19 protein-coding genes are annotated in these 21,854 nt (G+C 67.4%); 10 read left to right on the forward strand and 9 right to left on the reverse strand.

What is annotated here, in order from left to right; genetic code table 11:
- Window positions 1–47: 47 nt before the first annotated feature.
- The 6 genes from NL2_RS09620 to NL2_RS09645 are packed head-to-tail and all read right to left on the reverse strand — an operon-like array spanning window position 48 to window position 4,197.
- Window positions 48–557, reverse strand: coding sequence for an invasion associated locus B family protein (locus NL2_RS09620; RefSeq protein WP_068074146.1), 510 nt, complete (start codon window positions 555–557; stop codon window positions 48–50).
- The gene (locus NL2_RS09625) at window positions 554–757 is read right to left on the reverse strand and encodes a hypothetical protein (RefSeq protein ID WP_068074148.1); all 204 of its coding nucleotides are present in this window, start codon (window positions 755–757) and stop codon (window positions 554–556) included. The genes NL2_RS09620 and NL2_RS09625 overlap by 4 nt, the downstream gene beginning before the upstream one ends.
- Window positions 757–954, reverse strand: a complete 198-nt coding sequence (locus tag NL2_RS09630) for a DUF4169 family protein (protein WP_068074151.1) — start codon at window positions 952–954, stop codon at window positions 757–759. Before NL2_RS09630 ends, NL2_RS09625 begins: the two co-directional genes overlap by 1 nt.
- On the reverse strand, window positions 951–1,601 hold the full coding sequence (locus NL2_RS09635) for a histidine phosphatase family protein (protein ID WP_068074153.1): 651 nt from the start codon (window positions 1,599–1,601) through the stop codon (window positions 951–953). The genes NL2_RS09630 and NL2_RS09635 overlap by 4 nt, the downstream gene beginning before the upstream one ends.
- Window positions 1,602–1,614: 13 nt before the next feature.
- Window positions 1,615–2,157 carry a GreA/GreB family elongation factor gene (locus tag NL2_RS09640; RefSeq protein WP_068074156.1) on the reverse strand — a complete coding sequence of 181 codons (543 nt, stop codon included), beginning with the start codon at window positions 2,155–2,157 and terminating at the stop codon, window positions 1,615–1,617.
- A 12-nt stretch (window positions 2,158–2,169) separates the two neighbouring features.
- The gene (locus NL2_RS09645) at window positions 2,170–4,197 is read right to left on the reverse strand and encodes a lytic transglycosylase domain-containing protein (RefSeq protein WP_068074157.1); all 2,028 of its coding nucleotides are present in this window, start codon (window positions 4,195–4,197) and stop codon (window positions 2,170–2,172) included.
- Window positions 4,198–4,300: 103 nt separating this feature from the next.
- Between NL2_RS09645 and dapA the strand changes: the two genes are divergently transcribed.
- The 6 genes from dapA (at window position 4,301) to recA (ending at window position 10,390) form a co-directional block, all read left to right on the forward strand.
- Window positions 4,301–5,182 (forward strand): 4-hydroxy-tetrahydrodipicolinate synthase, encoded by an 882-nt coding sequence (gene dapA / locus NL2_RS09650; protein ID WP_068074158.1) that lies wholly within the window; start codon window positions 4,301–4,303, stop codon window positions 5,180–5,182.
- Window positions 5,179–5,619 carry a hypothetical protein gene (locus NL2_RS09655; protein WP_068074160.1) on the forward strand — a complete coding sequence of 147 codons (441 nt, stop codon included), beginning with the start codon at window positions 5,179–5,181 and terminating at the stop codon, window positions 5,617–5,619. The genes dapA and NL2_RS09655 overlap by 4 nt, the downstream gene beginning before the upstream one ends.
- A gap of 52 nt (window positions 5,620–5,671) precedes the next feature.
- Window positions 5,672–6,154, forward strand: coding sequence for an SsrA-binding protein SmpB (gene smpB, locus NL2_RS09660; RefSeq protein ID WP_068074162.1), 483 nt, complete (start codon window positions 5,672–5,674; stop codon window positions 6,152–6,154).
- Window positions 6,151–6,735: a DUF2062 domain-containing protein gene (locus NL2_RS09665; RefSeq protein WP_245647640.1), complete on the forward strand. Its 585-nt coding sequence runs from the start codon at window positions 6,151–6,153 to the stop codon at window positions 6,733–6,735. Before smpB ends, NL2_RS09665 begins: the two co-directional genes overlap by 4 nt.
- A 2-nt stretch (window positions 6,736–6,737) precedes the next feature.
- Entirely contained in the window at window positions 6,738–9,167 is a 2,430-nt protein-coding gene (locus tag NL2_RS09670; protein WP_084356009.1) for a hybrid sensor histidine kinase/response regulator, read from the forward strand.
- Between the two features lie 143 nt (window positions 9,168–9,310).
- Window positions 9,311–10,390, forward strand: coding sequence for a recombinase RecA (gene recA / locus NL2_RS09675; protein ID WP_068074166.1), 1,080 nt, complete (start codon window positions 9,311–9,313; stop codon window positions 10,388–10,390).
- 106 nt (window positions 10,391–10,496) lie between these two features.
- Here the strand turns inward: recA and NL2_RS09680 are convergent, their stop codons facing one another.
- A complete protein-coding gene (locus NL2_RS09680; protein WP_369405442.1) occupies window positions 10,497–12,578 on the reverse strand; it encodes an elongation factor G in 2,082 nt (693 codons plus the stop codon).
- Between the two features lie 154 nt (window positions 12,579–12,732).
- On the opposite strand from NL2_RS09680, the gene NL2_RS09685 reads away from it, so the two are divergent.
- Genes NL2_RS09685 through alaS form a run of 3 tightly spaced genes read left to right on the forward strand, consistent with a single transcriptional unit; the run spans window position 12,733 to window position 17,247 of the window.
- Complete coding sequence (locus NL2_RS09685) at window positions 12,733–13,590, forward strand: class I SAM-dependent methyltransferase (protein ID WP_068074168.1); 858 nt, start codon at window positions 12,733–12,735, stop codon at window positions 13,588–13,590.
- Window positions 13,590–14,522 (forward strand): diacylglycerol/lipid kinase family protein, encoded by a 933-nt coding sequence (locus NL2_RS09690; RefSeq protein WP_068074170.1) that lies wholly within the window; start codon window positions 13,590–13,592, stop codon window positions 14,520–14,522. Before NL2_RS09685 ends, NL2_RS09690 begins: the two co-directional genes overlap by 1 nt.
- Window positions 14,523–14,580: 58 nt before the next feature.
- The gene (gene alaS, locus NL2_RS09695) at window positions 14,581–17,247 is read left to right on the forward strand and encodes an alanine--tRNA ligase (protein WP_068074397.1); all 2,667 of its coding nucleotides are present in this window, start codon (window positions 14,581–14,583) and stop codon (window positions 17,245–17,247) included.
- A gap of 104 nt (window positions 17,248–17,351) precedes the next feature.
- Here the strand turns inward: alaS and NL2_RS09700 are convergent, their stop codons facing one another.
- Window positions 17,352–19,139, reverse strand: a complete 1,788-nt coding sequence (locus NL2_RS09700; RefSeq protein WP_068074172.1) for a cation:proton antiporter domain-containing protein — start codon at window positions 19,137–19,139, stop codon at window positions 17,352–17,354.
- Between the two features lie 62 nt (window positions 19,140–19,201).
- Between NL2_RS09700 and NL2_RS09705 the strand changes: the two genes are divergently transcribed.
- Window positions 19,202–20,413, forward strand: coding sequence for an FAD-dependent oxidoreductase (locus NL2_RS09705; protein ID WP_068074400.1), 1,212 nt, complete (start codon window positions 19,202–19,204; stop codon window positions 20,411–20,413).
- Between the two features lie 198 nt (window positions 20,414–20,611).
- On the opposite strand, the gene NL2_RS09710 is transcribed toward NL2_RS09705, so the two are convergent.
- Window positions 20,612–21,826, reverse strand: coding sequence for an NADP-dependent isocitrate dehydrogenase (locus NL2_RS09710; RefSeq protein ID WP_068074175.1), 1,215 nt, complete (start codon window positions 21,824–21,826; stop codon window positions 20,612–20,614).
- Window positions 21,827–21,854: the final 28 nt, after the last annotated feature.

Below are 21,854 nucleotides of genomic sequence, written 5' to 3' on the forward strand. Positions count from 1 at the left end.
GGCCGGAGAGCGATCTTCGGCCCGCTTCGCGTCCAGTCTCGCACGGCTCAACCTTGCGCGCAGCCCAGACTGGCGGCGTCGATCGCGCTGCCCGCGCCCGACAGGCGGTAGCTGTCGCGCACCGCGCGGCCATCCGCCGCACGTGCGGTCACGGTCATGCCGGTGGCCGATCGCATGGCGGCGACGATCGCTGCGTCCATGCGCTTGTCCTGCGCCCAGGCGTCGCCCTGTCCGGTGGCGAGATCGAAGCTCTGGTCGCCGATGCGCAAGCGGGCCGGCGATCCGGCGGCCAGGCGGCGTGACAGGCGGAAATGGACTTCGTTGCGCAAGCCCTGCTTCGGCCACAGGCCGACCGTGGCGAAAGGCTGGAAATCGTTCTTCCGCCCGCGCGATCCGGCCGCCATGGCGATGGCATAGCAGCGCGGCACATTCGGATCGCGAAACGCACCCCAGTCGTCGAAAATGCCCAGTCCGTCGCGCGCCAGCGCAGGGGTTGCGGGCAGGGCGCACAGGGCCAGCAGCGCGGTCGCGAAACGAAAGTGACGCACCACCCTCATCCGTCGATCAGGGCGAGATAGGCGACCACGTCGTTATCGGTGGCGATGAACAGGCCGTCCTGCACCTCTTCGGGCTGCTCGGCGGCGATGCGCAGCGCTTCGGTCAGCGGACCGTAGAACAGCGTGGCCGCCGCCCCGCCTTCGGGCGTGGCATCGAGATGGTAGAGCCGCACGGTGGCGCCGTCGAACGTGGTGCGCATCAGTCCCGTTCCGCCTCTGGCGCCACACGTTGCGCGCCGTCGATCAGCCGGTCGGCGAGGTCGCGGGCTTGTTCGTCGCGCTGCTTTTCGGCCGTGGTCCGCCCGAACCTGGCGCGGTTGGTCGCGGCCAGCGCTTGCGCCGCGTTGCGCTGGCGGGCCTTGCGGGCGGTGCGCAAGTTGATCACATCGCCGCTCATGCGTGTTCGATCCCGCGTTCGGCGCCCAGCAGCACCGTCTCGCGCCCGTTCTCGACGCCCACCTCGATCATCGCGATCGAGCCTTGCACCAATGACGGCGCGATCGGCACGCCGTATGTCGGATGGACCGGATAGCGCGCCATCATCCCGCGCAGCACCCGGCTGGAAATGCCGTGCATCACTACGATGTGATCGCCGCCGGCAAGTTGAGCATCGGCGACGGAGCCAAGCCAGCGCGCCAGCCGCGCGGCGATGGCGGGGTAATCTTCGCCGTCGGGCGCGGGGGTGAGCAAGTGGTCGGCGTCCATGATCGGGCCGAACTCGGCCTCGACATCGCCGTAACTGCGGCCGCACCAGCTGCCCATGTCGATTTCCCACAGCGCCACATCGCGGCGCGCGGCGAACCAGTCGAAGTCCAGTTCCTGGCACAGCAGCGACGCCGTCTGCAACGTGCGCCCGGTTTCCGAGACGTGGAGGGCAGCCTGCGGGGCAGGGCCGAGCGCAGCGCGCAACGCCACGCCCATCGTCACCGCCTGCGCGCAGCCCAGCGCGGTCAGCGGCGTGTGCATGGTGTTCGACTGCAGCCGGTGCGTTGCGTTGTACACGGTCTCGCCGTGGCGCATGATGAAGAAGCGGCCCGTGGTCATCGCCGCGCTGCTATCAGGCCGCGCCGCCCAAGCCAACCTCGACCGCCACTCCGTCGTCCGCAGGCACCGCGCCCGCTAGCGGATAGGCGATGGCCACGACTTCCCATTCCTTCTCTCCGCCGGGCAGCGTCACCCGCCGCACGTCGCCCACCGCCGCGCCGCGCAAGCCCCGCGCGAGTGGAGAGCTCCAGCCGATGCGTGCCGCCGTGGCGTCCTGCTCGTCGTCGCCCACCAGCGTGACCGTGCGGTGGTTGTCGTCGTCGTCGGCCACGGTGACGGTCGCACCGAAAAACACGCGCGTGCGGTCGGGCTGCTGCGCCGGATCGAGCACGCGCGCCGCTTTCATCCGCTTGGCCAGCCATGTCAGTTCGCGGTCGATCTCGCGCGTCCGCTTGCGGCCATAAAGGTAGTCGCCGTTCTCCGACCGGTCGCCATTGCCCGCCGCCCAGCTGACGATCTCGGTGATCGCCGGCCGCTCGGTGCCGAGCAGATGGTCGTAGCGCGCACGCAGCGCGGCGAACCCCGCCGGGGTGATCGGGTTGCCGTCGGGCTTCATGTCTGCCGCTATCTAGCCCGGGGTGCGCTTGCCAAGGAAATGGCTGAGCGGATTGGGGCCGTTGTACGTGGCATGATCAGGGTTCATCGCTTCATAGACCACCGCGTTTTCCATCACGTGCTGGACGTAGCCGCGCGTCTCGGTGATCGGGATGCGCTCGACCCATTCGATCCAGCCGATCCCGCCATTGCGCGGATCGCCGTTGCTGCGCAGCCACTTGTTCACGTTGCCCGCCCCGGCGTTGTAGGCCGCGACAGCCAGCGGCAGGCTGCCGCCGAAGTAATCGACCAGCCGCTGGAAATAGGCCGATCCGACGCGGATGTTGAATGTGGGATCGTCCATCAGCGCGTTCGAACTGTACGAAAGGCCCAGCTTGTTGGCCTGTTCGTTGGCGGTGCCGGGCATCAACTGCATCAGCCCGCGCGCGCCGGCGTGGCTCAGCGCGTTCTGCGCGAACTGGCTTTCCTGCCGGGTGATGGCGTGGACCATCGTCCAGTTGTTCTGCGCATCGGCAGGCACCGGGATCAGCGGGAACGCGATGTGCTGGAAATCGAGGTAGCCGCGCGCACCCGCCGCGCCGCCCACGATCACGCCCAGATCGCGCCTGCCCAGGTTGCGGGCCAGTTCGGCCACCAGCAAGTGCTGGCCCTCGGTCACCTGACGCTCCGATATCTCCTTGAAGAAGCGGATGCTGGTCTTCCAGTCGGCGCTGCGCGCCACTTCGCGCACCGCTTGCGTCAGCGGAGCGGCCTGGAACGCGGCCCGTTCCTCGGGCGTCGGGGTGACCGTTGGCTGCGCGGTGAAGTGCGGCACCGGCTGGCCCAGCCGTTCGAGCGAAAGCTGGCCGTAGAACTGGTCGCCATAGCGCGCTGCGGCGGCGAAATAGCCCTGTGCATCGGCGCTGCGCCCGGCTTGCGCCGAGGCATAGCCCGCCCAGTAGAACCCTTTCGACTTCGTGCCCGGCGTGCGCGCGGCGGCGCCGTAGCGATAGAACAGCGGCGCGGCATCGGCGGGCGAACCGGCCTGCCACAGCGCCTGCGAGCCGCCCAGCCACATCAGTGAGGTGTAGTCGTCGCGCAAGTCGAACGCCATCTGGCTGATATCCTCGCCCGGCGAGAACGCGTCGTCGATGCTCGCGGCGATGCGGATCGCGCTGCGGGCGCTGCCCGACGCTGCCGCCGAACGCGCGTTGACCAGCAGCTCATCGACCCACTTGTCGCGGTTGAGCGGCTGGCGCGCCAGCCGGGGCCGCGTCGCCAGCAGGCTTTGCGCGGCCATGCCCTGGCCGGTCTTGCGCAGCTGCCGCACGCGCAGATATATATAGCCTGGATCGCTGTTGAGCGCGGTGGCGTCCACCGGCGTACCGGTCGAAAACGGATCGGCGCCCGCCAGCGTGGCCAGGCGCGCCGCGTCGATCCCGCGCCGCGCGGGCGAGACGAGGCCCAACTGGCGTTCGGCCTGCGGCTGCGCGCCCGCCCACAACAGCGCGTCCATCCGCGCGTCCTGATCGTCAGGGGTGAAGCTGGCGCCATACGTGGAGACGAGCGCAGCTTCGGCGGTATCGCTCATCGGCCCGCCGCGCCACGCCGCACGCGCCACGCTGGCAGCCTCGGGTCGGCCCATCGACCGCAGCGCCAGCGCATATTGCGCGCGCGCCGGGTTGGTCAGCGGCGGCGCGCGGTCGAAGAAGGCGACCAGCCGGCTGGGCTGGGTGGTGCCCGTGTCCAGCGCGGCTTCGGCATTGCGGCGCAGCTTGTCCTCGTCGGGAAAGCCGGGGTAGGCCAGCACGAACCCGGCATAGTCATCGAACGAGAAGCGGTTGGAACTGGTCAGCAACTGCCAGCGCTGAACCGCCTGGCCCATCGCGCCGGGCTGCGAGGCGATCAGCGCGTTGCGCGCCCGGTCCCACTCGCTGCCGTCGCTGGCGTGGCAGGCGACCGACGCCAGCAGCGAGGGCAGCAGCACCATGGCAAAAGCCAGCGCGCGGCCGCTGCGGAACAACGGGCGCAGTACAGGCGGGTTCACGTCCATGCTGGACATTGTGTGGCGTCGCTCCTTATCAGGCGCTGAATGAAAGGCCCCCCGGTGGGCAGCGCGATGGCGCGCTGGTTCCACCTGTGCGGCAGATTGAGGGATATTGTCCATGTTCTCGGGCTCGATACCGGCTCTCGTGACTCCTTTTCGCGATGGAGCGATCGACGAAAAGGCGTTTCGCCGGCTGGTCGACTGGCAGATCGACAACGGATCGAAGGCGCTGGTGCCGTGTGGCACCACCGGCGAGGCTTCGACGCTGAGCAATGCCGAGCACCATCGCGTGATCGAAATCTGCGTGGAACAGGCGGCGGGCCGGGTGCCGGTGATTGCCGGCTGCGGCAGTAACGACACCATGAACGCGCTGCTCCACATGACATTCTCTAAGAAGTGCGGCGCGCAGGCCGTGCTGTGCGTCGCGCCTTACTACAACCGGCCCAATCAGGAAGGCCTGATCGCGCACTATTCGTACCTGGCCACGCACAACGACCTGCCGATCGTGCTCTACAACGTGCCGGGTCGCACGGTAACCGACATCAAGCCCGAAACGGTGTGCGAACTGGCCACGCGCTTTCCCGACAAGATCATCGGCATCAAGGACGCGTCGGGCGATCTCAGCCGCGTGACCGACCACCGCATGGGCATCGGCAAGCAGTTCTGCCAGCTTTCGGGCGATGACGAACTGGCGCTGCCGTTCAACGCGGCGGGCGGGGTCGGCTGCATCTCGGTCACCGCCAACGTCGCCCCGGCGCTGTGCGCGGAATTCCAGCAGGCCTGCGCCGACAACGACATCGCCCTGGCGCGCGACTTAAACGACAAGCTTTATCCGCTGCACTACGCGATGTTCGAGGATGCCTCGCCCGGCCCGGTCAAGTACGCACTGACCTGCGTCCACGACTGGCTGACCGAGGACATGCGCCTGCCGCTGACCCCGTGCAGCGACGCCGCGCGCAAGGCCGTGGACGCGGCGCTGGTGCATGCCGGACTGGTGTGACGCTGGGGCGGTTTGCCCAGATCCTGTCCCTGCTGGCGGCGCTTGCCGGATGCAGCGACGGCCCGGGCCACTACGCGAAGGACTGCCACTTCCCGCCCGCGCGCTGGCACTATCCGGCGGGCCAGCCCGGGCTGCTGGTGATCCAGGTGCGGATGCTGGCGGACGGGCACATCTTCTACGGTGATCGCCCGTCGAGCGCCGACGACATCGCCGGGTTCGCGAAGATCGCCTCGACCTTCAACCCGGTGCCGATGCTGCTGCTCCATGTCGATCCGGCCGCACCGTGCGACGCGGTGACCGCGCTGCGCCGCAAGATGAACGAGGCGCCGATGTGTGCGCCGGGCAGCAACTGCGCCGAAGGGCCCTTGTATGTTTCGTCGTATGTTTCCTCGCATGTTTCCGCGCCAGCGCCCGTGCAGAGCGCCCCGCCACAATAACCTGACATGGTCCTTTCGCTTCGCATCGCAACACCCTACATCCGCGTTCACCATGGCCCGTCCCAAACTCCCCGAATTCGACAAGCAGAAGACCGTCGCCGAAAACCGGCGCGCGCGGTTCGAGTATTTCATCGAGGACGTGTACGAGGCGGGCATCGCGCTGACCGGCACCGAAGTGAAGTCCTTGCGCTTCGGCGAAGGCTCGATCGCCGAAAGCTATGCCGAAGTGAAGAACGGCGAAGTCTGGCTGGTCAACGCCAACGTCCCCGAATTCAGCCACGGCAACCGCCACAACCATGTGCCCAGGCGCCCGCGCAAGCTGCTGCTGCGCGAGCGCGAGATCGCCCGCCTGCACGGCGCGGTGGAGCGCAAGGGCATGACGCTGGTGCCGCTGTCGGTCTATTTCAACGGTCGGGGCCGCGCCAAGGTCGAGCTCGCGCTCGCCAAGGGTAAGAACAACGCCGACAAGCGCCAGACGGTCAAGGATCGCGACTGGCAGCGCGACAAGGCCCGAATCATGCGCGACAATTCATGACCACGTTTGCCGATCGCTCCCTGGCGTGGGCGCAAAGCCACGTGCCGACCCGCGAAAAGCTGGAGCAGAACCGCTTCGTCAAGCCGTTCGCGCATCTCATCCTGCGGTCCGAACTGTGGCGGTTCACGCGCCGCTCGGTGCCGCGCGGGGTGGCGCTGGGGCTGTTCGTGGGGGTGATGATCCCGCTGGCGCACTTCGTCGTCGCCGCGTTCCTGGCGGTGTTCGTGCGCGCCAACATTCCGGCGGCGCTTGCCGCCACGTTCGTCGGCTTTCCGGTGATCTACATCGCGCTGGTCGCGCTGGCGTACAAGATCGGCAACGCGCTGCTGCACGTCGATGCGATGACCGCAATCCAGCCGATCTCGCACACCATGCAGACCACGCAGACCGACCACCTGCTGCAGCAGATCACCGGCAAGGGCCTGTCCACCGCGTTTGGCCTGTTCGTGATCGCCACGGTGCTGTCATCGATCGGCTATCTCGCGTCGAGCTTCTTTCTGCGCTGGTGGATCCCGCGCAAGCGGCGGATGCGGCTGGCCCGCGCCCGTGCCCGTGTGATCGACCAGACGACTGCCGGCTGACCATGGCAGTGACGGAAAGTACGGCGTCCACCGGCGCGGGTGACCATGTTCCCGTGCGCGAATGGGCGTTCGCCGCCGCAGCGGTGCTGGTTACGGCGCTGGCGCTGTGGCTGGTGTCGCGCCAGCCGCTGCTGGCGGTCGCGTTCGTGGGCAGTTTCGCCGGGCTGGGGCTGCTCGCGCGGATCGTGATCCGCGCGCGTCCCGATGCGGCGGTGGCCGATTTCGCCGCGCCTGACTGGTCGGTGACCCACGCCGCGATCCAGCGCACCGACATGGCGATGGCCATCACCGATCGCGCCGGGCGGCTGGTCTGCGCCAATTCGCGCTTCGGCGAATGGTTCGGTGCCGGTACAGTGCCGCCACGCCTGCCGTTCGACCCGGCGTCGCTCGAACGGCTCGAGTCTGCGGGCCGCGCGGCATGGCGCGACGGGGCAGGCGCTGCCGAAAACCTTGATTCCGCCGACCGCCGCTGGCGTGCCGACGTCAGCCGTGCCGGGCGCGCGGAGGATTACCTCGTCTGGCGCATTGCCCCGCTGGTCGCCGGAAACCTGCTGGCCGACATGGCCGGCCATGTCGGCGGCAAGCTGGGCCGGGCGCTGGCCCGCGAGGGCATTCAGGCGGCGGTGGTCGCGCCCGAAGGCACGATCCACGCCGCCAACTCCGCGTTCGCATCGCGCGCCACGGGGGACGAGTTCGGACCGGTCGCGGGCAGCGATTTCGTCGCGTTCTTCCGCTCGGACGATCAGGAGCGCGTCTACTACTCCCGCGAAGGCCGCAAGGGCGTGCCCTTGCGCATCGTCCATCTGCCCGTGACCGATCCCGACGATCCGGTCCGTGCCGATCCCGCGCAAGTTCCGTCGCTGTTCCTGCTGCTCGACAACGAGGGCGGCGTCGGCGATGCGCGCACCGGCCTGCCGCAGATCGAGGCGTTGCTGTCGCGCCTGCCGCTCGGCCTCGCCATGACCGACCGCGACGGGCGCTTCCAGTTCGCCAACGAGGCATTCCTGCGCGCCGCCGGGCATGATGACAACACCCCGCCGCCCTATCCGTCGGACCTCGTCATCCGCGAGGACAAGGGCGCGCTGGCCGATGCGGTGCGCCGTTACGCGCAAGGCGCGCCGACCGCCGGCGATGTCGCGGTGCGGCTGCGCAGCGCGCCCGAAGAACCGGTATCGCTGAGCCTGGCCGGGGTGCGCGGGCTGGGCGAGGGTGCGGTGCTGCTCAGCCTCAAGGATTCCTCGGAGGAAACCCGGCTCAAGCGCGAGATCGCGCAAGCCACCAAGATGCAGGCGGTGGGCCAGCTGGCCGGCGGCGTGGCGCACGATTTCAACAACGTGCTGACCGCAATCATCGGCTATTGCGACCTCATGCTGATGCGCCACACGCCGGGCGACAGCGATTACGACGATATCCAGCAGATCCGCGCCAATTCGAACCGCGCCGCCTCGCTCACCCGCCAGCTGCTCGCGTTCTCGCGCCAGCAGACGCTGCGGCCCGAAGTGCTGCAACTGCCCGATGTGGTGTCCGAAGTTTCGACCCTGCTGAAGCGCCTGCTGGGCGAAAAGGTCGGGCTGGTGGTCACGCACGATCGCGATCTCGGGCTGGTACGCGCCGACCCGACCCAGCTCGAGCAGGTTCTGCTCAATCTGGCGGTCAACGCGCGCGATGCGCTCGCCGGGCGATCGGGCGGCCAGCTGCGCATCATCACCCGCCGCATTTCCGCTGCCGACGTGCGCGCGATGAAAAGCGAGATCCTGCCCGAAGGCGACTACACCGCGCTGGTGGTCGAGGATAACGGGCAGGGCATCAAGCCGGCGCTGCTCGGCAAGATCTTCGAACCGTTCTTCACCACCAAGGAAAAGGGCAAGGGCACCGGGCTCGGCCTGTCGACCGTTTATGGCATCGTCAAGCAATCGGGCGGGTTCATCTTTGCCGAAAGCGAGCAGGCCAAGGGCACGCGGTTCACCATCTACCTGCCCGTCCATGTGCCCGATGCCGCCGAAGCCGCAGCGATCGCGCAACTGCCCGACAAGGCCTCGCGCGTCGAACCGTTGCGCGAATGGTCGGGCGGCGGCCGCATCCTGCTGGTGGAGGACGAGGACACCGTCCGCGCCGTGGCCGAACGCGCGCTGGCGCGGCAGGGCTACGAAGTGACCGCCACCGCCGATGGCGAGGAAGGGCTGGAGGCGATCGTCAACGGCGGCGAATTCGACATGGTGGTCAGCGACGTGGTCATGCCCAGCATGGACGGCCCGGCGATGGCGCGCGAGATTCGCAAGCTGCGCCCCACGCTGCCGGTGCTGTTCATGTCGGGCTATGCCGAGGAACAGCTGCGCCGCGACATCGATATCCCCAACATGCACTTTCTCGCCAAGCCGTTCTCGGTGCAGCAGATCGCGGATGCCGTGGAACACGTTTTGCGGTCGAAATAACGCCTATCATTCAATGCCATGGAGAAACTTCTGCCGATGTGGTGGAATGTTGGAGTTCTCCTCTTGTTCTTACGGAACAAAGTGAATACAAAGCTGCCTGTTGACGGTTCATACCACCCATCACTAGGCAAGGGATCACAGCCATGGCAGCGCAGCTCAAGCTGATTCAGGAAGGCAAAGATTCGAAGATGAAGGGGGATGACCGCCAGAAGGCGCTCGACGCCGCGCTCGCGCAGATTGACCGCGCGTTCGGCAAGGGTTCGGCGATGAAGCTGGGCTCGAAAGAGACGATGCAGGTGGAAACGATTCCTACCGGCTCGCTCGGGCTCGACATCGCGCTCGGCGTCGGCGGCTTGCCGCGCGGCCGGGTGATCGAGATTTACGGGCCGGAAAGCTCGGGCAAGACCACGCTGGCGCTGCACGTGATTGCCGAAGCGCAGCGCGGCGGCGGCACCGCCGCGTTCGTCGATGCCGAACACGCGCTCGATCCGGTCTATGCGAAGAAGCTGGGCGTCGATATCGACGAACTGATCGTGTCGCAGCCCGATACCGGCGAGCAGGCGCTCGAGATCGTCGATACGCTCGTCCGCTCGAACGCGATCGACGTGCTGGTGATCGATTCGGTCGCCGCACTGGTGCCCCGCGCCGAAATCGAGGGCGAGATGGGTGACAGCCACGTCGGCCTGCAGGCGCGCCTGATGTCGCAGTCGTTGCGCAAGCTGACCGGCTCGATCAGCCGTTCGCGCTGCATGGTGATCTTCATCAACCAGCTGCGCATGAAGATCGGCGTGATGTACGGCAATCCGGAAACCACCACCGGCGGCAACGCGCTCAAGTTCTACGCCTCGGTCCGCCTCGACATCCGCCGCACCGGCCAGATCAAGGACCGCGACGAGATCGTCGGGAACGCCACACGGGTGAAGGTGGTGAAGAACAAGGTCGCGCCGCCGTTCAAGCAGGTCGAATTCGACATCATGTACGGCGAAGGCATCTCCAAGATCGGCGAGATTCTCGATCTCGGGGTCAAGGCCGGGCTGGTCGAGAAATCGGGTGCGTGGTTCAGCTACGACAGCATCCGCATCGGTCAGGGTCGCGAGAACGCCAAGACCTTTCTCAAGGAAAACAAGGAACTTTGCGACCGGCTGGAAGCTGCCATCCGCAGCCGAACCGACAAGGTCGCCGAGGAAATGATGGCAGGTCCGGACGCGGACGACGACATCTGATCCTCAACCGCATCGCGCCGGGGTGTTCCAGGTCTCCCCGTCCGCGGTACGCTAAGCAACGGAACGGCGCGCTCCCCGGCAGGAGCGCGCCGTTTCCCTTTGGCGATCAGGCGGCCGCCATCGCCCGCGACTTCACCACCTCGTCGGCCTGCTTGCCCGCCAGCTCCGCCAGATGATCGAACGCGGCGGTAAAGCTTGCCAGCCCCTGGCTCAGCGAGCGCAGTTCGGCATCGAGCCCATGCAGCCCCGCCTCGGGCAGCGTCGCCTCGATCCGTTCCCAACGGTCCCATTCGGGGTGCGGACCCAGCCCCAGGATCTGGCCCCGGCGCGCAGACAGCACCGATCCCGCCTTCGATCCGGTTCCGGCGGGGGTATCGATGGCGATCCGGCAGACCGGCTCGAGCAGGTACGCCGCCGCCTTGTCGAGCGCTTCGGCCATCGCCAGCCGCCCCGCGACACGAAACGCCAGCTCCGAACTGTCGACCGAATGGTACGAACCGTCGATCAGGCTGACCGCGACGTCGACCACGGGAAAACCCAGCGGGCCTTTCTCCATCGCATCGCGCAGACCTGCCTCCACCGCCGGAATCCATTGGCGGGGAATGACGCCGCCGGTGATGCGATCCTCGAACGCGAAGCCTTCGCCGCGCGCCAGCGGGCGGATCTCGATCACCGCATCGCCGTACTGGCCATGGCCGCCCGACTGCTTCTTGTGCCGCCCGCGCGCCGATGCCGGCCGACCGATTGATTCGCGATAGGCAATGCGCGGCGCGCGTGCTTCCACGGCCACGCCATAGCGCCGCTGCAACCGCGCGATCACCACCGAAAGGTGCTCGTCGTTGACCCCGCGCAGCAGCGTTTCGTGCGTCGCATCGTCCTGCGTCCATGCGAGCGCCGGGTCCTCCTCGCACAGGCGGTGCAGCGCGGTGGACAGCTTGACGTCGTCCTTGCGGTCGCGCGTGGTGATCGCCAGCGTCGCATTGCGCGCCGGATAGACCGCCGGCGACGGCTGACCTGCCGATGCGCCGCGCATCGTCAGCATCATGCCGCTGCGTGCCGCGTCGATCTTGGCGACCGCCACCACATCGCCGGGCTGCGCAACAGACTGCTTCACGGTCTTGTCCCCCTGGAGAAAAAACAGCGATCCGGTCCGCGCCGGCTCGCCGCCGATGACCAGTTCATCGCCTTCGCTGATCGGCGAGCCGAGCACGCGGCCCAGCGCCAGCCGCCCCATCGCGCCGCCATGCACCACCTTGAACACGTGCAGCGCGCGGCTGTCCGCAACGCCCAGTCGCTCCTGCGCGGCATCGGCGGCGGGCGCTTCATGGCGCAACAGCTTGAGCAGCCGCCGGATCCCGCCATCGTGGAGCGCCGACCCGAACAGCACCGGCACGACCTTGTTGCCGGCCGTATCGGCGGCAAGGTCGGCCAACACCACGTCCTGCCCCGGCTCCTCGTCCATCAGCAGCGCTTCCATCAGCGCGTCGTCGAAATCGGCGAGTGTTTCCAGCAGGTGCCGGCGTTCATCCTGCTCGCGCGCCGCCAGCTCGGGCGGAATGGCGATCAGTTCGGACGGTCGCCCGGGCTTGTAGCGAAACGCGCGTTCCAGGGCGACGTCGACATAGCCGATCACCGCATCGCCCTGGCGGATGGGGAATTGCCGCAGCGCCAGCGGTTCGCGGCTCAGCGGCTGCAGCGCGGCAAGCAGGTCGCGCATCGAACCGGCACGCGCGCCGTCCATCTTGTTGACGAAAATCGCGTGCGGCAGCCCCAGTTCATCGAGCCGCCGCAGGATCGGCCCGGCCAGCGCGGCGCGGTCGGGGCCGGGATCGACCACCACCACCGCCATGTCGCAGCTGGCCAGCGCGACGAACCCGTCGGCGGAAAATCCGACGCCGCCGGGGGTGTCGATCAGAGCGAAGCGATCGCCCAGGTAACTGAAGTGGCTGAGGTTGATCTCGGTCGATCCGCGCCGGTGGCGCGCTTCGGGACTGGCGTCGCCCACGGTCGTGCCCGCTTCGACGCTGCCTTGTCGGGGGATGGTGCCGCTGGCGAACAGCAGCGCTTCGGCCAAGCTGGTCTTGCCCGTGCCCGCCGGCCCGACCAGCGCAATCGCGCGAGTGTGCGGGGCACGGGACGCCTCATTGCCGGCGGGATTGTTGCCCTTGTTGCTTGCGTTGCCCATCATCCACCTTCCCAAGTCCTGTTGGAAAGCGCGCCGGGCGGCCATGCGCCTGACGCGCAAGATGTTGGCGATGGTCTGCCTCACCCGACCGAGTCGCAAGGACAATCTGAACCATCCGTAACTTGCCGGGAACGCCCCGCCGCCCTAGCGAGGGGGCGTGACGGGTCTCGATGAATGGCAGGGTGGGGTCGGCCGCAACTGGGCGACCCAATGGCGACGCACCGATCGCAGCTTTGCCGCGCTCACCAAACGGCTGATCGCGCGCATCGCCGAACTGCCGGGCAACCGTGTGCTCGACATCGGTTGCGGCGCGGGCGAGCTATCGCTGGCGATTGCGGGGGCCCGGCCGGGCGTGCGGGTCACCGGGGTGGACGTGTCGGATGATCTGGTCGAGGCCGCGCAGGCGCGCGCGCACGCCGGTTCGCTGGCCAACGTCGAATTTCTGGTCGAGGATGCGGCACGGTGGAGTGACCCGCAATCGCCGCCCAACCTGGTCGTATCGCGCCACGGGGTGATGTTCTTCGACGATCCGCCGGCCGCCTTTGCCCACCTCGCCACGACGGTGCGCCCCGGTGCGCAGCTGGTGTTTTCGTGCTTTCGCGCGGCGAGCGAAAATCCTTGGGCGAGCGAGATCGCCGGGCTGATTCCGCAGGCATCGGTGACGACCCCTCCCGATCGCTTTGCGCCGGGCCCGTTCGCGTTCGCCGATCCGGCGCATGTCGAGGCGGTGCTGGCGGCGGGCGGGTGGCAGGGCATCGCGTTCGAGCCGGTCGATTTCACTTACGTTGCGGGCGAGGGCGCCGATCCTGTGGCCGACGCACTTGCGTTTTTCTGCCATATCGGCCCCGCCGCCGCAGCCCTGCGCGCGCTGGCGACCGGCGATCGACCGGGGATCGATGGGCGCCGGGAGATCGAGGAACGCCTGGTCGAACTGCTCGAACGCCGTCGCGAAGGGTCGCGCGTGAGCTTTCCGGCGGCGGCGTGGATCGTGACGGCGCGGCGCGGCGCCGATTGATGGCGCACAAGATCCCGGTCATCGTCAATTCCAGCGGCGGCACCGCGCGCAAACTGGGGGACAAGCTGGAACCGCAACTGCGGGCGGCGTTCCAGGCCGCCGGCGGTGAACCCGATCTCGCGCTGGTCGAAGGCGGCGACATCGCCAAGGCGATCGAGCGCGCACGCGGCGCAGCAGTGGTGGCGGTGGGCGGCGGCGACGGTACGCAAAGCGGCGCGGCGCAAGTGCTGGCCGGCAGCGATACCGCGCTGGCCGTGCTGCCGCTGGGCACATTGAACCACCTGGCCAAGCAGATCGGCGTTCCCGCAGACCTTGAAGGCGCCGTGAAAGTCGCGGTGTCGGGCCGGGTCGAGCGGATCGACGTGGCGCGCGTGGGCGACATCGTGTTCGTCAACAATGCGTCGATCGGGCTCTACACGCGCATGGTGCGGCACCGCGACGCAAGCCGGCTGCCCAAGTGGCTGGCCACGCTGCCGGCGGCGTGGACCGTGCTCGCCCAGATGAAGCTGAAGCCGATCTGCATCGACATCGGCGATGGCCCGCAAGAGATCGTCAGCCCGCTGCTGTTCGTGGGCAACAACCGCTATTCGTATGAGGGCCGCACGCTGGGCCAGCGTGAATCGATGACCGACGGGGTGCTCTCGGTGTACGCCGTCGCGCCCAAGACGCGAGCGCAGCTGTTCGGCTTTGCCATGCGCGCGCTGGTCGGCCGCGCCGATCCGGAACATGATTTCGAAGCGCTGGCCGAAGTCGAGCATTTCACCGTGAGCGGCGAGGGCTCGATCTGGGTGGCGCACGATGGCGAGGTGGAGCGCATGGCGCTGCCGCTCGAATTCCGGATCATGCCGCGCGCGCTGGCGGTGATGGTGCCGGCCGATGCGCCTGCAACGTCGGGAGCGGCAATCGAGCAGCCCGATCAGGCGAATCGCTGAAACGTGCTTGTTCCGCGCCGAACGCTCGCCTAATTCGCCCAATATGATATCGAACGCCCTGACATCGACCAACGACATCCGCCGGTCCTTCCTCGATTATTTCGCGGGCCACGGCCACGAAGCTGTGCCCTCGGCACCGCTGGTGCCGTACAACGATCCCACGCTGATGTTCGTCAACGCCGGGATGGTGCCGTTCAAGAACGTGTTCACCGGGCTGGAAACGCGCGCCACGCCGCGCGCCGCCTCATCGCAAAAATGCGTACGGGCCGGGGGCAAGCACAACGATCTCGACAACGTGGGTTATACCGCGCGTCACCATACGTTCTTCGAAATGCTCGGGAATTTCTCGTTCGGCGACTATTTCAAGGAACAGGCGATCACCCACGCCTGGACCCTGCTGACCAGGGAATGGGGCCTGTCGCCCGACAAGCTGACCGCCACCGTCTATCACACCGATGACGAAGCGTTCGAACTGTGGCGCAAGATCGCCGGGCTGCCGGAAGAGCGGATCATCCGCATCCCCACCTCGGACAACTTCTGGTCGATGGGCGATACCGGGCCGTGCGGGCCATGCTCGGAAATCTTCTACGATCACGGCCCGAACATCCCCGGCGGGCCCCCGGGCAGCCCGGACGAGGACGGTGATCGCTTCATCGAGATCTGGAATCTCGTGTTCATGCAGTTCGAACAGGCCGTCGATGGCAGCCGCACGAACCTGCCCAAGCCGTCGATCGACACCGGCATGGGGCTGGAACGCATCGCGGCGGTGATGCAGGGGGTGCACGACAACTACGACATCGACACCTTCCGCGCGCTGATCGCGGCGTCGGAAAGCCTCATCGGGGTAAAAGCCGCAGGCGCCACGCAGGCCAGCCACCGCGTCATCGCCGATCACTTGCGTTCGACCAGCTTCCTGCTCGCCGATGGCGTGCTGCCGTCGAATGAAGGGCGCGGCTATGTGCTGCGCCGGATCATGCGCCGCGCGATGCGCCACGCGCATCTGCTGGGCGCGAAAGACCCGTTGATGCACCGGCTGGTGCCCGCGCTGGTGACCGAGATGGGCCAGGCCTATCCCGAGCTTGGCCGCGCGCAGCCGCTGATCGAGGAAACCTTGCTGCGCGAGGAAGTGCAGTTCCGGCGGACGCTGCAGAATGGCCTCAAATTGCTGGATGAAGCCGTCAGTTCAATTGAAGAGCATAACAGCCCTGGCGAACTCATGACTCTCAGCGGCAATGTCGCGTTCAAGCTCTACGACACGTTCGGCTTTCCCTACGATCTGACCGAAGACGCCTTGCGCGCGCGGGGCATTGGCGTCGATCGCGCCGGGTTCGATGCGGCGATGGCGCAGCAGAAGGCCGCTGCGCGCGCCGCGTGGAAGGGTTCGGGCCAGGCCGCCGACGGCGAAGTGTGGTTCGACATCGCCGAACGCGAGGGCGCCAGCGAATTCACCGGTTACAACGCCACCAGCGGCGAGGGCCGCGTCGTGGCGCTGGTCATGGGCGGCAAGGAAGTCGCCTCGGCCTCGGCAGGCGACGAGGTGGTCGTGCTGACCAACCAGACGCCGTTCTACGGCGAAAGCGGCGGGCAGGCGGGCGACGCCGGCACGATCACCGGCACCGACGGACTGGTGCTGACGGTGACCGACACCGCCAAGCCGCTGGGCCGGCTCCACGCGATGCACGCCACAGTATCGGCCGGGCAGATCGCGACGGGCGATGTGGTGCATCTGGCGGTGGACGTGGCGCGCCGCGATGCGATCCGCGCCAACCATTCGGCCACGCATTTGTTGCACGCCGCGCTGCGCCACCGGCTGGGCGGGCATGTGACGCAGAAGGGTTCGCTGGTTGCGCCCGACCGCCTGCGCTTCGACTTCTCGCAGCCGGTCGCACTCACCGCCGAGGACATCGCGGCGGTCGAGGCCGAAGTGAACGCCGAAATCCGCGCCAACGAGCCGGTCACCACGCGGCTGATGAGCCCCGACGATGCGATCGAGGCGGGCGCGATGGCGCTGTTCGGCGAAAAGTACGGCGACGAAGTGCGGGTGCTCAGCATGGGCCGGCTGACCGACGGCTACTACTCTGTCGAACTGTGCGGCGGCACCCACGTGCGCGCGCTGGGCGACATCGGCGTGTTCCGCATCGTGTCCGAAAGTGCGGTGTCCTCGGGCGTGCGCCGGATCGAGGCGCTGACCGGCGAAGCCGCGCGGCGCTGGCTGGTGAACCGCGAGGATGCGCTGAAGGGCGCTGCCGGGCTGCTGCGCACCACGCCCGACGACGTCGAGGCGCGCGTCGCCGCGCTGCTCGACGAACGCCGCAAGCTGGAACGCGAACTAGCCGAGGCGAAGAAAGCGCTGGCACTCGGTGGCGGCGGCGGAGCGAAAGCCGAAGCCGCCGACGAGGACATCGGCGGGGTCACGTTCTCAGGCCAGGTGATCGAGGGGCTCGATGCCAAGGAACTGCGCGGGTTGCTCGACCAGGCCAAGCAGCGCATGGGTTCGGGCGTGGCGGCGATCTGCGCAGTCAACGACGGGCGCGGCGCGTTCGCGGTGGCAGTGACCGACGATCTGACATCGCGGTTCAGCGCGGTCGATCTGGTCAAGCTTGGCGTCGAAACGCTGGGCGGCAAGGGTGGCGGCGGGCGCCCCGACATGGCGCAAGGCGGCGGGCCCGATGGCACGAAGGCGGCAGACGCGATCGCGGCGGTAAGGGCCGCGCTGGCTGGGTAGATCCAACGCTGATCCCCCGCGAAGGCGGGGGTCTCGGAATGATGCGCTGGACGCTTGTGCTTGACCGCCCGAGGTCCCCGCCTGCGCGGGGACGCAAGTACCTGCTAAACCGTCTTCTCGCGCAGTTTGCTCGTCTTCAGCTTGGGCATTTCGGTCAGCTGGCCTTCCTCCATGATCTGCGCGCGGAATTCGTCGCGCTTTTCGTGGATCGAGGCGATCACCGGGCCCATCGCAAAGCCGAGATCGACCAGCACCGCTTCGGACAGCTGGAGCGAGCTTTCCAGCGTTTCGGGCACGGCATGGCTCGCGCCGATGCGATAGAGTTCGGCGGCGTGGCGGGTGTCGCGCGCGCGCACGATGATCGGCAGGTTGGGCAGTTCCGCGCGCAGCTTCTTGACCACGCGGCTGACCAGCACCGGCTCGTCCATCGTCACGATCAGCGCGCGCGCCTTGGGTAGCTCCAGCTTGTCGATCATCGCTTCGTTGGCGACATTGCCGAACATCACCGGGAACCCTTCGGCGCGGCCTTCCCCGACCAGCGTCGGGTCCGAATCGATCGCCACGAACGGGGCGCCGTGGACGTTGAGCATTTCCCCGATCAGCCGGCCGACGCGGCCGAAGCCGAAGATCACCGCGCGGTCGGCATCGTCGGCAGCGTCGGGCGCATCGGCACGCGCCGATTCCACGCCTTCGATCCGCCGCGCCACATTGTGCCCCAGCTTGGCCAGCATCGGCGTGATCGTCAGGCCGATGGCGGTCACGATCTGCCAGAACTGCGCGGTGGCGGGCTGGATCAGCTGCGCCTCGGTCGCCGCCGCCAGCACGATCAGCGTGGTTTCGGACGGGCTGGACATCAGGATGCCGGTTTCGGTCGCGGTGCCCCGGGTTGCTCCGGTCACGCGCAGCAGGAAGCCGGTGACCAGCGCCTTGATCACGACCACGCCGATCACGCCTGCCGCCAGCGGCCCGGCGTTCTGCCACACCACGCGCAAGTCGATGCCCATGCCGATGGTGATGAGGAACACGCCCAGCGCCAGGCCCTTGAACGGCGCGGTGATGACCTCGACCTCGCCATGGTATTCGGTCTCGGCGATCAGCAGCCCGGCGAGCAGAGCTCCCATGATCGGTGAGAGGCCGACGGCCGAGGTCGCCAGCGCGGCGGCGATCACCACCAGCAGCGTCGCGGCGAGGAACAGTTCTGGGCTTTTGGTCCGCGCCGCCTGGCTGAACAACCGGGGCAGGGCAAAGCGCCCGAACACCAGCATCACCAGGATCACCAGAGCGCCGCTCCACAGCGTGTCGAACAAGCTCGGCGTGCCTTCGGCCGCCGCATAAGGCGCCAGTGCGCCCAGCAGGAAGATGATCGGCACCAGCGCGATATCCTCGAACAGCAGCATGCCCAGCGCGGCCTTGCCGACCGGCGTGTGCGTGCCCGCGATCGGCAGCACCAGCGCGGTGGACGACAGCGCCAGCGCCAGCCCCAGCCCCGCCGCGCCGGCCAGCGGCTGGCCCATCATCATCAGCACCAGCCCGAGCAGCGCGGCGGCGGTGAACAGTTCCAGCGCACCGATGCCGAACACCAGCCGCCGCATCGCCCACAGCCGGTCGAACGACAGTTCCAGCCCGATCTCGAACAGCAGCAGGATGATGCCGAATTCGGCGAACGGCGCGATCGCATCGGGGTTGGTGATGGTGACGTAGCCCAGCCACGGGGTGCTCTCCACCATCGCGCCAAGGCCGTACGGGCCGACCAGCAGGCCGACCAGGATAAACCCGATCACCGGGGTGATGCGGAACCGCGCGAACGCCGGGATCACGATCCCCGCCGCGCCGAGAATCACCAGCGCATCAGACAGGGCGGAGGCGGGCGAAAGGGTGCTGGGGCCGGACATGCGTGCAACTAACCGCAGGTCGCACTATTTGTCACGGCATGGAACACGAACAGGCAGGCAATATGGCCGACCATCGGTCTGGCAATGTGGTCATCGTCGGTGGCGGTCCGGCGGGGATGATGGCGGGTTTCCTGCTCGCACGCGCCGGTGTCGCGGTCACGGTGCTGGAAAAGCACGCCGATTTCTTCCGCGATTTTCGGGGCGATACCGTCCACCCCTCGACCATGCAGGCCTTGAGCGAACTTGGGCTGCTGGAGCGTTTCCTCGCCCGGCCGCACCACCGTATCGATGGCGCGGAAATATCGTACAACGGCACGCTGTTGCAGATCGGCGATCTGTCGCACCTGAACATGGCGGCGCCGTTCATCGCGATGATGCCGCAATGGCATTTCCTCGATTTCCTGCGCGACGAGGCCGCCGCATTTCCCGCGTTCGACTTGCGCATGAACGCGCCGGTGGCGGCGTTTGTCGAGCGCGACGAGCGAATCGCCGGGATTCGACTCGAAGACGGCACCACGCTGGATGCGCGGCTGGTGATCGCAGCGGACGGGCGCGATTCGATCGTGCGACGCACCAATGCGCTGCCACTGGAAGACCTTGGCGCGCCGATCGACGTGTTCTGGTTCGCGGTGCCCAAGGCCGAGGTCGGCAACCGCCTGCGTGGCGCCATTCGCGGCCACCGCCTGATCGTGCTGATCGACCGGGGCGATTACTGGCAGTGCGCGTTCGTGATTGCCAAGGGCAGCGCGACCACGGTGATCGCGCGCGGGATCGCGGCCTTCCGCGATGATGTGCGCGCCGCCGCGCCCGACTTGCCCGATCTTGCGGCCGCGCTGCCCGATTTCGATGCGGTGAAACTGCTGTCGGTGTCGCTCGACCGGCTGACGTCATGGCACCGTCCGGGCCTGCTGGCGATCGGCGATGCGGCGCACGCGATGAGCCCGGTGGGCGGGATCGGCATCAACCTGGCGATCCAGGACGCGGTCTGCGCCGCCAACACGCTGGCCGCGCCGCTGGCGGCGGGCGAGGACGTCGATGCACTGCTGCACAAGGTCCAGGACCGGCGGATGCTGCCCACGCGCCTGATTCAGGGCGCGCAACGCCAGGCGCACGAACGGATACTGCAGCCGTTGATCGCAGGGAACGGCGGGCTTCCGGGTGAACCGCCAGCACTGCTGCGCCTGCTGAACCGCTTCCCGCTGCTGCGCCAGATTCCGGGCTACCTGATCGGCCACGGCATCCGCATGGAACACGTCCGCTCGCCGATTGGCTGATTGGGGGGAGGCCTGACCGGGCGCTGATTGAACGACACACCAATTGCCGTTCGTGTCGAGCGAAGTCGAGACATGTCGCGCGGTGTCTCGACTACGCTCGACACGAACGGACGCAGGGTCTCAGACTCAATCTGAAACAGGAAATCGTGGGTTGAAGCGCAACAGTCGGGCTGCCCGGTTAAGGGCAGCCCGCGTTTGTCAGTCGGCCATCGCGGTTTCGAGGTTCTCGACGATCGCGTCGAAGAACTTCTCGGTGGTCATCCACGGCTGGTCGGGACCAATCAGGATCGCGAGATCCTTGGTCATCTTGCCGCTTTCGACGGTATCGACGCAGACCTTTTCGAGCGTTTCGGCAAAGCGCACCACTTCGGGCGTATCGTCGAACTTGCCGCGATAGATCAGGCCGCGCGTCCACGCGAAGATCGAGGCGATCGGGTTGGTCGAGGTCGCCTTGCCCTGCTGGTGCATGCGATAGTGGCGCGTCACGGTGCCGTGCGCCGCTTCGGCCTCGATCGTCTTGCCATCGGGCGACAGCAGCACCGAGGTCATCAGGCCCAGCGAGCCGAAGCCCTGCGCCACGGTATCGGACTGCACGTCGCCGTCGTAGTTCTTGCACGCCCACACGAACTTGCCGCTCCACTTCAGGGCGGAGGCGACCATGTCGTCGATCAGGCGGTGTTCGTAGGTGATGCCGGCAGCCTTGAACTTTTCGGCGAATTCGTTCTCGAACACTTCGGCGAACAGGTCCTTGAAACGCCCGTCATAGGCCTTGAGGATGGTGTTCTTGGTCGAAAGGTACAGCGGCCAGCCGCAATCGAGCGCGTAGTTCATGCTGGCGCGGGCGAAATCGGCGATTGAATCGTCGAGGTTGTACATCGCCAAAGCCACGCCGGACGAGGGGAACTGGAACACTTCCTCGTCGATCACGGTGCCGTCGTCGCCTTCGAACACGAGGCGCAGCTTGCCGGGGCCGGGTACGCGATAGTCGGTGGCCTTGTACTGATCGCCAAACGCATGGCGGCCGACCACGATCGGGTCGGTCCAGCCGGGCACCAGCCGGGGCACGTTCTGCATCACGATCGGTTCGCGGAACACCACGCCGCCCAGGATGTTGCGGATCGTGCCGTTCGGGCTCTTCCACATTTTCTTGAGCTTGAATTCCTCGACCCGGGCTTCGTCGGGGGTGATCGTGGCGCACTTCACGCCCACGCCGTACTGCTTGATCGCGTTGGACGCATCGACCGTGATCTTGTCGTTGGTTTCGTCGCGCTTTTCGACCGAGAGATCGTAATACTTCAGGTCAACATCGAGATAGGGCAGGATCAGCCGCTCGCGGATCCATTCCCAGATGATGCGCGTCATCTCGTCGCCATCGATTTCGACGATCGGGTTTTTCACCTTGATCTTGGCCATGTCCGTCCTGTCTCTTGCCCCGGGGATT

It is taken from the genome of Novosphingobium lentum NBRC 107847, assembly GCF_001590965.1.
In the GTDB taxonomy this organism is placed as follows: Bacteria; Pseudomonadota; Alphaproteobacteria; order Sphingomonadales; family Sphingomonadaceae; genus Novosphingobium; species Novosphingobium lentum.